This window comes from Rhizobium sp. AN5 (assembly GCF_900215255.1).
Taxonomy (GTDB): Bacteria; Pseudomonadota; Alphaproteobacteria; order Rhizobiales; family Rhizobiaceae; genus Agrobacterium; species Agrobacterium tumefaciens.
Genome location: NZ_OCMJ01000004.1, coordinates 2,294,343 through 2,308,675, shown reverse-complemented (window position 1 = coordinate 2,308,675; position 14,333 = coordinate 2,294,343). Strand labels below are relative to the sequence as shown.

General features: G+C 59.9%; 13 protein-coding genes. 10 read left to right on the top strand and 3 right to left on the bottom strand.

What is annotated here, in order from left to right; translation table 11 throughout:
* The first annotated feature begins 63 nt into the window (after nt 1-63).
* The 10 genes from CRP02_RS24020 (at nt 64) to CRP02_RS23975 (ending at nt 9,489) form a co-directional block, all read left to right on the top strand.
* Nucleotides 64-1,197, top strand: a complete 1,134-nt coding sequence (locus tag CRP02_RS24020) for an HD domain-containing phosphohydrolase (RefSeq protein ID WP_323455389.1) — start codon at nt 64-66, stop codon at nt 1,195-1,197.
* Nucleotides 1,190-1,516: a hypothetical protein gene (locus tag CRP02_RS24015; protein ID WP_097172486.1), complete on the top strand. Its 327-nt coding sequence runs from the start codon at nt 1,190-1,192 to the stop codon at nt 1,514-1,516. Before CRP02_RS24020 ends, CRP02_RS24015 begins: the two co-directional genes overlap by 8 nt.
* Nucleotides 1,513-1,881 (top strand): response regulator, encoded by a 369-nt coding sequence (locus tag CRP02_RS24010; protein ID WP_013636814.1) that lies wholly within the window; start codon nt 1,513-1,515, stop codon nt 1,879-1,881. Before CRP02_RS24015 ends, CRP02_RS24010 begins: the two co-directional genes overlap by 4 nt.
* Nucleotides 1,878-3,845: a chemotaxis protein CheA gene (locus CRP02_RS24005; protein ID WP_097172485.1), complete on the top strand. Its 1,968-nt coding sequence runs from the start codon at nt 1,878-1,880 to the stop codon at nt 3,843-3,845. The genes CRP02_RS24010 and CRP02_RS24005 overlap by 4 nt, the downstream gene beginning before the upstream one ends.
* Nucleotides 3,842-4,387, top strand: a complete 546-nt coding sequence (locus CRP02_RS24000) for a chemotaxis protein CheW (RefSeq protein WP_097172484.1) — start codon at nt 3,842-3,844, stop codon at nt 4,385-4,387. Before CRP02_RS24005 ends, CRP02_RS24000 begins: the two co-directional genes overlap by 4 nt.
* Before the next feature lies 1 nt (nt 4,388).
* A complete protein-coding gene (locus CRP02_RS23995; RefSeq protein ID WP_097172483.1) occupies nt 4,389-6,206 on the top strand; it encodes a methyl-accepting chemotaxis protein in 1,818 nt (605 codons plus the stop codon).
* A 2-nt stretch (nt 6,207-6,208) separates the two neighbouring features.
* On the top strand, nt 6,209-6,703 hold the full coding sequence (locus tag CRP02_RS23990; RefSeq protein WP_097172482.1) for a chemotaxis protein CheW: 495 nt from the start codon (nt 6,209-6,211) through the stop codon (nt 6,701-6,703).
* Nucleotides 6,700-7,569 (top strand): CheR family methyltransferase, encoded by an 870-nt coding sequence (locus CRP02_RS23985; protein WP_179784118.1) that lies wholly within the window; start codon nt 6,700-6,702, stop codon nt 7,567-7,569. Before CRP02_RS23990 ends, CRP02_RS23985 begins: the two co-directional genes overlap by 4 nt.
* A 12-nt stretch (nt 7,570-7,581) precedes the next feature.
* The gene (locus CRP02_RS23980; RefSeq protein ID WP_097100870.1) at nt 7,582-8,670 is read left to right on the top strand and encodes a protein-glutamate methylesterase/protein-glutamine glutaminase; all 1,089 of its coding nucleotides are present in this window, start codon (nt 7,582-7,584) and stop codon (nt 8,668-8,670) included.
* 117 nt (nt 8,671-8,787) lie between these two features.
* Nucleotides 8,788-9,489 (top strand): ParA family protein, encoded by a 702-nt coding sequence (locus tag CRP02_RS23975; RefSeq protein ID WP_097172480.1) that lies wholly within the window; start codon nt 8,788-8,790, stop codon nt 9,487-9,489.
* A 58-nt stretch (nt 9,490-9,547) separates the two neighbouring features.
* Here CRP02_RS23975 and CRP02_RS23970 read toward each other — a convergent pair whose 3' ends face one another.
* From CRP02_RS23970 to CRP02_RS23960, 3 genes are all read right to left on the bottom strand, one after another.
* A complete protein-coding gene (locus CRP02_RS23970; RefSeq protein WP_097172479.1) occupies nt 9,548-11,275 on the bottom strand; it encodes a chemotaxis protein in 1,728 nt (575 codons plus the stop codon).
* Nucleotides 11,276-11,414: 139 nt separating this feature from the next.
* Nucleotides 11,415-13,529, bottom strand: coding sequence for a sensor histidine kinase (locus CRP02_RS23965; RefSeq protein ID WP_097172478.1), 2,115 nt, complete (start codon nt 13,527-13,529; stop codon nt 11,415-11,417).
* Nucleotides 13,526-14,266 (bottom strand): response regulator transcription factor, encoded by a 741-nt coding sequence (locus CRP02_RS23960; RefSeq protein ID WP_097172477.1) that lies wholly within the window; start codon nt 14,264-14,266, stop codon nt 13,526-13,528. Before CRP02_RS23960 ends, CRP02_RS23965 begins: the two co-directional genes overlap by 4 nt.
* Nucleotides 14,267-14,333 lie beyond the last annotated feature (67 nt).

Below are 14,333 nucleotides of genomic sequence, written 5' to 3'. Positions count from 1 at the left end.
GCTCGGTGAAAGCCGAGGAGTTCGCGCGTCTATTCGCCCGCAATCCAATGATAGCGAGGACAAGTGCAAATCGTATTGGTCGATGACAGCAAGTCGATTCTTGTTGCCCTGAAAGCGACGGTCCGCGGGCTTCCGGATGTCGGCACCATCGTGGGCTTCACCGATCCCACGGAGGCGTTGGAATTCTGCCGCAACAATGCAGTCGATCTGCTTGTGGTGGATTATACGATGCCGAAATATAACGGCATACAGCTCCTCAAGGCACTGAATACATATGAGCATTTCGCGCATGTGCCTGTCATCATGATCACATCGGAAAGAGGCCGGCCTGTCCTTATCGAAGCGATAGAGAGCGGTGTCACGGAATTCATCCACAAGCCTTTTGACCCGGTGGAGCTGAAGGCGCGGGTGCGCAACCTTCTCGCCTTGCGCAAGGCGCAGCGCGATCTTGCCGGACAGGCGCGCAGCCTTGTGGATGAGGTGCGCAAGGCCACCCGCCAACTCGCGGCCCGCGAAGAGGAAATCATCTGGCGCCTGGCGCGGGCCATCGAATTCCGCGACGGCCACACCGGCGACCATATTTCCCGCGTCGCGCAAATCAGCATGCTGATGGCGAAGGATCTCGGCCTCGATGACGAGCATTGCCGCATGATCTATCTCGCGGCCCCCTTGCACGATGTCGGCAAGATCGGAATTTCCGACAGCGTGCTGCTGAAGCCGGGTCGCCTGACGCCTGATGAGATCACCGAAATGCGAAAACATGTCGGTATCGGTGTGCAGATTCTCGAAAACGGTTCATCGGACCTGCTGCGCATAGCCGAGGCGATTGCGGGCGGCCATCACGAAAAATGGGATGGAACGGGATATCCGCACGGCTTGTCGGGTGACGGCATTCCGCTGGAAGCCCGTATCGTCGCCATTGCCGACGTCTTTGAGGCTCTCTGCTCCGAGCGCCCTTACAAGAAGGCGTGGTCGACCGAAGAGGCCTATGCGCATGTTGTCGCGCAGAGCGGCAGCCATTTCGATCCCGCCTGCGTTGCGGCGTTCCAGCGGCAATGGACGCTGATCGAGAGGCTCATGACGGGTCACGACGTTCTGGAGATCGAAGTGCCGGGCCTTGAAACACCGGAAGAACAACCGATCAGGGCGGACGGCGGCATGCAAGCCGAAGCCGTTCGGGAGGCTCCCCATGTTTGATGAAACCACGAACGACACACTAAAGATGCCGAAGGCGCTTTCCATCCGGTCGATTGCGCCGGCACACGGTCTTCTTCTCGACCGTCTCAAAGACACCGACAGGCTGGTGGTCGAGGTGCCGAAGGATGCGGATGCGGATTTAAGCTTCGTGCAGCTCATGGAAGCCTCGCGCAATTTCGCGGCGCAGAACAACAAGACGATAACATTGAAAGAGCCGGCTGACGGTCAGGTTTTGCAGACATTGCGGCGGGGCGGTTTCCTGTCGCGGATGAATGAAGCCTCCCGCCAGTTCTGGTTGCATGGAAAGGACATATCATGAGCGCACATATTTTAACGGTCGACGATTCCGCCAGCATTCGCATGACGACGAAGATCGCCCTCACAGGCGCGGGCTACCAGATTACCGAGGCCGTTGATGGGCAGGACGGTCTTGCCAAGGCGAAGGCCGCGAATTTCGACCTCATCGTCACTGATCTCAACATGCCGAACATGAATGGTCTCGAGATGATCGAAGCGCTTCGGCAATCTCCGGCCCATACCGGCATTCCTATCATCTTTCTGACCACGGAATCAGATGCCGACATGAAGGCGCGCGCCAAGGCCGCCGGTGCCACCGGCTGGCTGACCAAGCCCTTTGATGCCGAACATCTGGTCAAGATCGTCAGAAAGGTCCTCGGAAAATGACGACGCTGGACCCTATTCAGGTTTTCAGAACGGAGGCTGCGGAGCTTTTCGAGCAAATCGAGGGTGGCCTTCTCGATCTGCTTCACGATTTGACCGATCAGGATCAGATCGACGCCGTTTTCCGCGGACTGCATACATTGAAGGGGTCCGGGGCAATGTTCGGGTTCGAGGCGCTTGCCGCCTTCACCCACCATTGCGAAACCGCCTTTGACCGGGTGCGCAAGGGCGAGGTTCCGGCAACCAGCGAACTGGTCGCAGCCGTTCTCGAAGCGCAGGATCATATGCAGGCGCTGGTCGACAATCCGCACGGCGTACAGGGCGATGTTGGAGAGCAGCTGCTCGCCAAGCTTCGTGCGGCAGTCGGCACTCGTGGCGATGGCGGTGTCCTGACACATGTTCCGGCGCGGAATCTCGCCAGGAAGCAGGCAAAGGCAAAAGCTGCCACTTGGGAAATCCGGTTCCGGTTGCCCGTCAATGCCATGGCAAACGGAACCAATCCGCTTGGTCTTCTTGATGAGCTGGTCGAACTCGGTGATTGTGAAATCGTCGCGGACACCTCGACGGTGCCGTCTCTCGATGCCCTCAATCCGACCGATCTCCATCTAGGCTGGACAGTCCGGCTGACGACCGAGCAGCCGCAAACGGCAATCGACGACGTTTTCATCTTCGTGATGGATGACATGGAGATCGATATCCGCGCAATCGAAGCGGTTGTTGAAGAAGAGCCCCCCGTTTCCGAAATTATGCCGGAAGCGAGAAAGGTCGCCGCCGATCCGAAGGGCGGCAAGGCGGCCGAAAACGTGCGGGTGCCTGCTGAAAGACTTGACGAGTTGATGGACCGGGTCGGTGAACTCGTCATTGCCCAGTCTCGTCTTTCGCAGCTGGCGGGTGGCAGCGTCGATATTCTTTTGCGCTCTGTTTCGGAGGATGTCGAGCGTCTTTCCGGAGAACTTCGCGATACAATGATGGTCTTGCGAATGGTGCCGATCGCCCAGCTTTTTGGTCGGTTCCGCCGTCTGATCCACGACCTGGCGCGGGAAACGGGCAAACAGATCGAGCTGGAGACCGAGGGCGAAGGCACAGAGGTCGACAAGGCAGTGATCGAACGCCTGGCTGATCCCCTCGTGCACCTTGTCCGTAACTCCTGCGACCATGGTCTCGAAAAAAGCGATGAGCGTGTGGCGGCCGGCAAACCGGCGACGGGGCGGATCACCCTCATTGCCCGCCAGTCGGGCGGTGATGTGACGATCACCATCCGTGACGATGGCCGTGGCATCGATCGCCAGCGCGTCCGGGCAAAAGCGGAGGCTTCCGGCCTTCTGGCTCCGAACGCGCAAGTCAGCGATCAGGAACTGCTGCAGATGATCTTCCAGCCGGGCTTTTCGACAGCCTCTGAAGTCACCAGTCTTTCCGGCCGTGGTGTCGGCATGGATGTGGTGAAAAAGAGTGTCGAGGCACTTCGCGGCACGATCAGCGTCACCAGCACGCCGGGCGCGGGTTCGGAAGTTTCGCTGGCGATCCCGTTGACGCTGGCCATCATCGACGGCCTGCTGGTGCGGGTCGGCAATGGTTGTTACGTCATTCCGCTGCCGGCGGTGGAGGAATGCCTCGAACTGTCGCCTGACGACGATATTCGTTCGCGGGGCCGGTCCTTCATTTCACTGCGCGAGAGCCTCGTTCCCTTCATTCGCCTGCGCGAATTGTTCAACACCGGAACCAAGCCGGATCAGTTCCAGAAGATCGTCGTCATTTCCACCGGCTCCGAGCGGGTTGGGCTTGTGGTCGACCAGATCATCGGCGATCACCAGACGGTCATCAAGGCCATGTCGAAACTGCACCATGACGTCGCGACATTCTCCGGCGCGACCATCCTCGGTGACGGCAATGTCGCCCTTATCCTCGATGTCGCCCATCTGGTGATGGCGGGGCAACAACAGGAGGCGCGATTGCGGGCCGCGGGATGAACCAGTCTCTCTTGAAGCAGACGGACGAATTTTGGGGCGTGTCCGACGCCGTGGAAGTTCTGACCTTCAACATCGCGGGCGAGACCTTCGCCATCGAGGCGGTGAAGGTCCGGGAAATTCTGGATCTTCTGCCCGAAACCGCCGTGCCCGGTGCTAAAGCCTTCGTGGCGAGTGTTATCAACTTCCGGGGCAAGGTCATCCCTCTGGCCGACATCCGTCTTGCCTTCGGCATGGAAGCCACCGAGCGAACCATTGATAGCCGTATCGTCGTCATAGAACTGCCGTTCGATGGCGAGCCGGCATTGATCGGCATCAGGACCGATAAGGTCAACGAGGTGACCACGTTCAGCCGGGCAGCCAGCGAACCGCCGCCGAGCGTCGGCATGCGGTGGCGGGCGGATTACATCCATTGCCTCATCAAACGCGGCAGCGAGTTCGTCATTCTTCCAAATCTGACAGCAATTTTCACGGGGCATCGCGAGTCCGGACTAGCTTCGTCCGGCGCGCGTGGCAACGTCATCGAACTTTCCAAGGAGCATTGAGATGCGATTTACAATCAAGATGAAGCTGGCGGTTGCCTTCGGCTTTCTGATCCTGATGCTTGCCGGAACGGCCGGCTACGGCATCTACAGCCTCGGTATCGCCAAGAATGCCATGGACGATGTGGTCGATGGCACTGTCGTCCGCCTCGACAAGGTTCACCAGATGAACGCACTGGCGCTGGCGACTGTCCGGTCGCAGAAAAATATCATCCTTGCTGCTTCGCCGGAGGAAACCCAGCTTTTCAAGGCAGCCGGTAACGAAAGTCGCGACCAGTTGACGGCCATGCTGAATGATATGGCAGCCACCGCCAGCGCCGAGACACGTGCGTTCTGGACGGATCTGCAGGCCATCACCAAGGCTTTCGAGGCCAGTGATGATCACGTCCGGGAACTGGTTGCGCAGGGCAATTCGTCGCTCGCCGCGTCGTACTCGTCCGGCAAGGGCCGTGACGCTGCCAACGCCCTGACCGGGAAACTGGGCGAGGGCGTCAAGATGAACCGCGACCGTCTTGAAGAATCGAAGCAATTGGCGGCGGACGATTATGAGCAGACCCGCACCCTGCTCGTTGGTGCATCGGTCGTTGCCGTGCTCATCGCCATCGCGACAGCATTCTGGATCGCGCTCGGCATCAGCAGCGGATTGCGCAAGATCATGACCGTGGCGGAAGCGGTTGCGATCGGCGATCTCGATCAGAATGTCGAAATCAAGACCAATGACGAGATCAAGGATCTCGTTGAGCGCATCAACACGATGACGGGCAATCTGCGCAATACGGCAGGCATTGCCGACCGGATTGCCGATGGCGATCTTACCGTCATGCCGAAACCCCTGTCCGACAGGGATACTCTCGGCCTTGCGCTGGAACGGATGGTTGAGCGCCTGCGTGGCATTGTCGCCGATGCGCTTTCCGCTTCGGACAACGTGTCCTCCGGCAGCCAGGAACTGTCGGCCAGCTCCGAACAGCTGAGCCAGGGCGCGACCGAGCAGGCATCGTCTGCCGAAGAGGCCTCGGCCTCGATGGAAGAGATGGCTGCCAACATCAAGCAGAATGCCGACAATGCCGCACAGACGGAAAAGATCGCGCGCCAGTCGTCCAAGGACGCCGAAGCCAGCGGTGAAGCCGTCAACCGTGCCGTGGTCGCCATGCGCACCATCGCCGAGAAGATTTCCATCGTGCAGGAAATTGCCCGCCAGACCGATCTTCTGGCGCTGAACGCCGCCGTCGAGGCGGCGCGCGCCGGAGAGCACGGCAAGGGCTTTGCTGTCGTGGCATCGGAAGTTCGCAAGCTCGCCGAACGCAGCCAGGCTGCTGCCAGCGAGATCAGCTCGCTTTCCGGCGAGACCGTGCAGGTGGCAACCGAAGCGGGTGACATGCTGAACCGTCTGGTGCCGGACATTCGCAAGACCGCCGAACTGGTCGCCGAAATCTCCGCCGCCTGCCGTGAGCAGGATATCGGCGCCTCCCAGATCAACGAGGCAATCCAGCAGCTTGACAAGGTGACGCAGCAGAACTCCGGCGCTTCGGAGGAAATGTCTGCGACTTCGGAAGAGCTGGCCGCACAGGCCGAAGAGTTGCAGAGCAGCATCGCCTTCTTCAAGGTGGATACCTCAAGCGTCTCGTCGCGCCCCGCACAGGCTGCGCATCGGCCTGCCGCAAAGCCTGCTGCGACACGTCCGGCGATGAAGCCGGCCCCCGTTCGCAAACCGCAGACGGGCAATACCGTCAGCGCCCAGCAAGCCCGCGTCAAAGGTTTCGCACTGGATATGTCCATGGGCGGTCCCGATGCTGACGACGCGGATTTCCGCGAAAGCGCCTGACCATGACCAGCGCATCTTCAGAAGGTCAGTTCGTGACATTCAGCCTCGGTGAGGAGGTCTTTGCGGTATCCGTCGCGGTCGTCCGTGAAATCCTCGACTATGAGGACACGTTCAAGATTCCGCATAGTCCTGAATATCTGCTGGGTCTGAGAGATGTGCGCGGGCAGGGTGTGCCCATCATCGATCTGCGGCTGCGGCTCGAAATGAGCCGCAGCGTGCGGACACCCCATACCCGCGTGCTGGTGCTGGATATTCCGTTCCCATCCCGCACGCTGGCGATAGGTCTCGTGGCGGACAAGGTATTCGAGGTGACGCCGTTCCGTCGCGACCAGATGGAAACCGCACCCGATATCGGCGTCCACTGGAATTCCGACTACATTGCGGGTGTGGTTCGCCGGGAAGGTGATTTCGTCGTCATCATCGATCTTGCAAAGCTTTTCTCGAATGAAGAAAACGCCATTGCCCGGCAGGGCGGCACACCGGTTCAGGCGGCATGAGGAGAGCCCTTTCCGTGGATGCCTCCATTGCTGCCAGCTCCGCGCATGATGGCCTGAGCCAGCGGGATTTCCGGCTGCTCGCCGAATACATCTACAATTACAGCGGCATAAAGATGCCGGACAGCAAGCGCACCATGCTGGAAGGGCGTCTGCGCAAGCGCCTTCGCGCCACGGGGCATGCCACCTTCGCTCAATATTGCAATTTCCTCTTCCGCGAAGACGGGCTGGAAGAGGAAGCGATCTACCTGATTGATGTGGTGACGACCAACAAGACGGATTTTTTCCGTGAGCCGAACCATTTCGACTACATGGAGAAATTCGCTTTGCCTGCACTTGCGGGTGAAGGCCATGGGCATATCCGCGCCTGGAGTTCCGCCTGTTCGACGGGTGCTGAACCCTATACCATGGCGATGGTGCTGGCCGAAGCGGCCGAGAAACAGGTCATCAACAATTTCAGCATCCTCGCGACCGACCTTTCCACTGATGTGCTCAGGAAAGCCCATAGCGGTATCTATGCCCGTGAACTGCTCGAACCGGTTCCGGCCGACATGATGCGGAAATATGTCATGCGGTCGGTCGATGCCGGACGACGGGAGGTTCGTATCGTGCCGCGGCTGCGTTCCAAGATCGGTTTTGCCCGCCTTAATCTCATGGACCCGACCTACCAGATCGGCGATGCGGTGCACCTTCTCTTCTGCCGTAACGTTCTCATCTACTTTGATAAAAAAACGCAGGTGCACGTCCTGACCCAATTGTGCAAGCGCCTGGTGCCGGGCGGTTACCTGTTCATCGGTCATTCCGAAACGATAACCGGTATCGACCTGCCCCTGCGGCAGGTCGCCAATACCGTTTTCAAGAAGCAATAGCGACAGAGAGCCATGTCGAAAAAAATCCGCGTTCTCATCGTCGACGATTCCGCCAGCGTCCGACAGACCCTGACGGAGGTTCTCGAAAGCGATCCCGGCATTGAGGTGATCGGGGCCGCTGCCGATCCGTTTGTTGCGGCCAAGCGCATCCAGGAAGAAATTCCCGATGTCATCACGCTTGATGTGGAAATGCCGCGCATGGACGGCATCACCTTCCTGCGCAAGATCATGTCGCAGAAACCGATCCCTGTAGTCATGTGCTCGTCGCTGACCGAGGCCGGATCGGAAACCCTGCTTCAGGCACTGGAGGCGGGGGCAGTCGACATCATCCTCAAGCCGAGGATAGGCGCTGCCGATCATCTGGCGGAACAGGCCACGCGCATCTGCGAGGTCGTCAAAAGTGCGGCGCACGCCCGCGTCGGCACTGCCCGGGCGGCACTGCGTTCGGCTGCCGCAAGCGGTCCGCAGGCCAAGCTCACCGCCGATGCCGTGTTGCCGCCGCCTTCGGGCAAGGCCATGGCACGCACCACTGAAATGGTGGTCTGTGTCGGTGCATCCACCGGCGGCACAGAAGCGTTACGCGCAATGCTGATGAAGCTGCCGGCCAATTCACCCGGCATCGTGATCGTTCAACATATGCCGGAAAAATTTACCGCCGCATTTGCAAAACGCCTGAACAGTCTCTGCGATGTCGAGATCAAGGAGGCCGAGGACGGCGATCCGGTGCTGCGCGGCCATGTGCTGATTGCCCCGGGCGACAGACATATGCTGCTGGAACGGCAGGGCGCACGTTATCGCGTTTCGGTCCGCACCGGGCCACTGGTTTCGCGACACCGGCCTTCGGTGGACGTTCTGTTTCGTTCTTCCGCGCGTGCCGCCGGTGCCAACGCCATGGGCATCATCATGACAGGCATGGGTGACGATGGCGCACGCGGCATGCTGGAGATGCATCAGGCCGGCGCTTTCACGGTGGCGCAGGACGAAGCGTCCTCCGTCGTCTTCGGCATGCCGAAGGAAGCGATCGCCCATGGCGGTGTCGACAAGGTTCTGCCGCTCGACAGGATCGCGCTGGAAATTCAGGCCGAAGACCGCCGCCGCTAATGGCGCGACCGTTTTTTACCCGGCATTAACCAAACTCGCCAATGATGGCGGCAACACCATGCGACAGGTGCGTTCCGCGAGGCATGACCGTCTCCGCCCAGTTTTCCGGATCATGCCATGCCAGTTATCACCTTCGCGAATACCAAGGGCGGCGCCGGGAAAACCACGGCGGTTCTTCTCCTGGCGTCCGAACTGGCCCGGCGCGGATCGCGGGTTTGCGTCATCGATACCGATCCACAGCGCTGGATTTCCCGCTGGCGTGAAAAAGCCGATGCGCGTGTCGATTTTTCAGTCATCACCTATGTGACGGCGGCGACGTTGCAGCAGCATGTCATCGACAGCCGCCGTGCGTTCGATCATGTGATCATCGACCTGCCCGGCGCGCAATCGCCCCTGCTCGCGACTGCGATCGGTCTCTCCAACCATGTGCTGATACCGGTTCAGGGCAGCACCATGGATGCGCAGGGCGGGGCGCAGGTGCTGGAGCTGCTGCGCTATCTCGATGAAAAGGCGAATATCCGGATCGACCATTCCGTCGTGCTGACCCGCGTCAATCCGCTGGTCGCGACCCGCGCGCTTCTGGCCGCACGGGAACTGCTGGCGCAAAGGAATGTACGTGTTCTTGATACGCCCATTTTCGAACGTTCTGCGTTTCGCGATATGTTCGAATTCGATGGATGCCTGCATATGATGAAAGCCGGCCATGTCAGCAATCTAGATAAGGCTCTGCAGAATGCCGAAGCTTTCGCCGCCGAGGTTCTCCGTCTCCTTGAGGCCTCCAGCAAGAAAAGCCCTGGCAAACTGATGCAGGCGGCCTGACGCCGGCAATCCGGCGCAGTAGAAGCGCCCCATCGATCCCGTTTAAATCGAATACGCTCTAGAAAAGCGCGTCGGCGAACAGATCGTCGTCATCTTCCACGGTGGCGGGTTCTTTCTGCCCGGACGCAAGATCGACCGGCAAGTAGCGAAGATGCACGTCGCGCTCCTGCGCCATCGTGTAGATCTTGTAGACGCGTGTCGAAAACGGCTGGATTTTCTCCGCGAAGCCGGAAATGTCTCCGGCGCCGCCGGCGGCCAGCCCGCTTGCCACGTGATGGCATTCTTTCAGAACGTCGCCGAGTTCGCTTTCGAAATCGAGCTTGACCACGGCGGCACTGATGCGGCTGAAAACGGCCTGACCTTCCGTGGCGAGATCCTGAAGACCGGTTTCCATCTGACCCTTCGCGTGGCTTATGGCTTCCAGCGCTTCGTTCAATGGTTCCCGCAGGTCACCGGCGCTCCGGTTCTCTGCCGTCTTCAGATTTGTAATTACGCTTTCGATCCGGTGGAGATCGGCAACGATCGAATCCGCCGGGCCTTCCAGCTTGTCGGCAAAGACCCGCAGCTCGCCGCTGACGACATTGACCGACCGGCCTTCGTCGCCCAGTTTCGAGCAGCGCAGGTTCGAGTTCAGCGCCATATAATGGATTTCAGTCTTGATCGAGCGCAGCACTTCAATGCCGTGCAACAGGTCCTGTGCGGTACCGGTAACGGAAGCGACGACCGCATTGGCATCCGCCATGCCCTCCTGAACACGCCCGGCCAGATCGCACGCCTTTGCTATGTCCTTCTCAAGCAGCTGCAACGCGCTGCCGCCATCATTGGCAGCATCTTCCACCAGTGTGTCGCGCAGTGAAAGAATGGTTGCGGCATCGTCGGCGAAACTTGAGATGCCTGCAAAAATCTTGCGGCAATCCTGCTGGAACGTGGTTGCCATCTCGTCGATCTGGGCGCTGACCATCTCGAAAACGGTGTCGTAAAGAGCGTCCATTTCGGCGGAATTTAACGCCTGCGCCTCTTCGGAATTCAGATAATCGCTGAACAGGGCGAGTGTCGTCTGCACATGTTCGACACGTTGGCGGGTAATGTCGCCGATCTGGAGGGAGGACAGCGTTGCCGCTATCTTGCCCTGCACGCCCTGCGCGACGGATTTCACCTTGGCCGCCATGGCCGTCATGGCGCGATGCTGTTCGCCGATGCGACCGGAATTTGTCTTCAAACCTCCGACGATGCCGGGGATCGTTGCTTCGAAATCCGCGCCGATGACGGAGGAGACGTCGCGCGCTCTGGCAAGCTGCTTGTCCATGAGATCGAGATATTGCGCGAATTTGCCGACTTCAGTACCGCCGAAATGGATGCGTTCGCGGATTTCCTCGGCAAAGGAGGAAAATTCGGCGATGCCTGCTCCGGTGATCTTTACCGTGACCGCAAAGGTTTTCAGGTAACGGATCGTCTCGCGGATATCATCGACATGGCCGTTTGCAGATTTGCAAAGGGAACTCATTTCAACGAAGGCGGCCTGTCGCAACTGTTCGGTTTCCGGCAGGCGGACCATGTCCTCAATGGTCTTTTGCATGTTGGCCATTGCCGCATCCGCGGTATCGCCGTCCATCGAACCCGTCATGCGGTCCAATATGGTGATAAGCTGGTTCAGGATGTCCATGACTGAAACGAGCACGGAGCCGCCTTCGAGAAAGGTCTTCTCGATACGAGACTGTGCGGTTGCAAGGCGCGCGGTCAGGTACGCTTGCGGATCACTGGCTTCAGCTTTTGGTTGATTTTTCACGACGGCACTGTTTCCCATACTCGGATGGCGTGATCCTAGAGAGCAGGAAGAAACGGACAGTGAATATTCTGAGTTGATCGGGAGTTAACAACTCAATTGGTTGACGAATTCCTCTCCCCCTGGAAGGCCTTCCCGGGGCTTATCGAATCTGGACGTGGTCGGCGCCTACCGGAAAAGTCAGTTGTACCCTTGCGCCATCGCCGGGCGTCGAGCTGATATGCGCCTCGCCGCCGCTCTGCCGGACGAAGCCGTAGACCATTGCAAGGCCGAGGCCTGCCCCGCCGTGTTCCTGCCGGGTGGTGAAATAGGGCTCGAAGGCCTTGTCCACGGCCTCGGGCGTCATGCCCACTCCCTCGTCGGTGACCGCGATCACAAGTGCATCCTTCTCGGACGCGGCGCTGATCGAGATCAGGCCACCATCGGGCATGGCCGCTGCCGCATTCAGGCAAAGGTTGAGGATGGACTGCTCGAGGAGGGCAGGGTCTAGCGCAATCGAGGGAAGATCCTCGTCAATCTCCAGCGCAATCCGGCATTTCGGACCGACTGCAATCTCAAGGATATCGGCCATGCCGCGCAGCAGGTTTGCGACGTTGATGCAGCTCGGATGAATGGGCTGCTGGCTGCCGATGGTCAGCATGCTGCTGGCCAGAGAACGGCCGCGATCCGCCGCCTTGCGGATGCGCGCGATGTGGCGTTTCTGGCGATCGTTGAAACCGGCTTCGCGCTCCAGCAGGCCGAGGCTGCCGGTGATGATGCCGATCATGTTGCCCACTTCATGACTGACCTGATGGGTCATGCGCATGATGCCATCAAGCCTCTGGGCTTTTGCGGCCTCCGCCTCCTGACGATCGAGAGAAGTCACATCCCGGGCGAGCAGCACGATACCGCCATCCGGCTGGCGTGACATCGATACTTCGATCACTCGTTGATCTCCGGTGCGATGGCGCACGACTGCCCGGTCCATCAACTCGCCTCGGCCGCTCTCGAAAGGGAACAGTGCGGGATCGATCTCCGGTATAGGTTCGACAAAACGGCGAAGCGGCAGCTTACGCGACGAGCCGGAACGACCGACAAGTTCTATGATCCGGCGGTTCATGGTGATTGGCCGACCGGTCGGATCGAACAGCGCTATTCCCTCATTCATGTTGCGGAAGGTTGAGCGGATGGTTCGGGCCGCCGCTTCCGCCGTGCGCCGCAGGCGGGAGACGCGATCGACGCTGTCATGGAAAGCCCGGAATGCATCGAGCAGGCGGATCAGTTCCGTCTCCGATCCGGTGTAGGATGGCGGGCCGACATCCTTTTCACCCTTGGCGAGCGCGTTCATCCCATTGGAAAGCGTCGCGATCCCGCGTGAGACACGCATCACCGATCGGATCGAGAATGTTGCCATCACCAGAACCAGAAGCGAAGCGACTGCGACGATGACCAATAGCCGGCTCAGAGCGTCCGAGGTCGAGATCAGGTCCTCGTTGAGGCTACGGGCAACCGCATCGCTCTGGGTTTCGGTGACATGGGACAGATCGCGCGACACGATGTGAAGCCGCGACACCGAGGCGCGGATCGCAAACATTTCCAGGAGGTAACGGCTCTGCGCTTCAAAGACCCGCTCATAGGGCTGCAACTCGGCCACGGGGAGCCGCTCTCCGGGATAGCCTTCCTGGCGCGCGGTGGTTTCGGCAACATAGCGGCGGCGCAGTTCACCAAGCTGGAAGAGGCTGTCGGATGCGGATGCGGCCTGCACGATGCCGTTCATCCGCCGGCGCAGTTCGGGATCGGTGATGCCGCGACCCGTGGCAATTTCGCCAAGCGCGGCTGCCGCTTCCGCCTTGTGGCCCTGCGCCGCATCGGCATCCTTTGCCAGATCCAGCGTCTGTGTTCTGATCAATTCGAGGAGTTCGACGATGCGCTCGTTGGCAAAGCCGCGGGCGACCCGATCACCGTTGCCGGGCCCTGTCATCTCGAGCAGGATATCGACCTGCTGGACCACGGACCGGCTTTCGCTGGAGACGCGATAGGGCGAGGCGGCATTCATCAGGAACGGTGCGCTCGAGACGAGGTCGGAGACCTGCCGCGAAACCAGCGATGCCTTGGCAAGGCTGGAAAAGGCCTGCAGGCCGTAGGCGGCCATTTCATCGCGAGCGCGTTGCAGGCCGTAGATGGCGATGGCGGATAGGCTGAAGACGAGGATGCAGATGAAGACGATCGCAAAGGGCAGGCGAAAGGCGATCGAGGAAAGGAATGAGCGGCTGATCACGGAGAAAGCTCGCCCTCGTCGGTGTGGAGCACATAACCCCTGCCGCGCCGCGTCTTGATGTGACGCGGCAGATCGGGGTTTCGCTCGATCTTGCGCCTCAGCCGCAGTACCAGCACATCGACGTTTCTATCGATATAGCGGTCGCTTTCCGAGCCGAGCCTGTCGAGAATCTGGGAGCGGCTGACGGGCTGGTTGGGCGTTTCGGCCAGAATTTCCAGAAGTGCGAATTCGGCACTTGTCAGCGTTCTGCTGCGATCGGTCAGGCAGACCGCCTGTCGGGCATTGAGATCAATCGCCCAGTCGCTGAGGAGCAATGCTGCCCGGCCGTGGTCGCGCTCACTGTCTTTTTCCTGCTTCAGGGAGGGGATTGTCCGGCGCAGAACGGCCTTGATCCGTGCCGTGAGTTCGATCGGTTCGAAGGGTTTGACGACATAATCGTCGGCCGCCGTTTCCAGTCCGAGAACCCGGTCGGCGGCGCTGCCGGCAGCCGTTACCATGACGATGCCGATATCGACCTTACTGCGTAGTCTCTGGGCAAAGGTGCGGCCGGAGGTGCCGGGCAAGTTGTGGTCCACGAGCACCAACTGCATCACGTCCTTCGCCAATATCTCATCCGCTTCCTCGGCGGAGCGCGCGCAGGTGGGCAGCCAGCCCTCGGCCTCGACGAGGTCCGAGATAAGCTCTGCCATATCCGGATCGTCCTCGACGATCAGAATGCGAACCTTCTGATTAAACACTGCGTATTCCTCCCGCCATCATCATAGGCGCGGCAGACGCGATCTTCAAAGCCTAGCTGGTTATCCG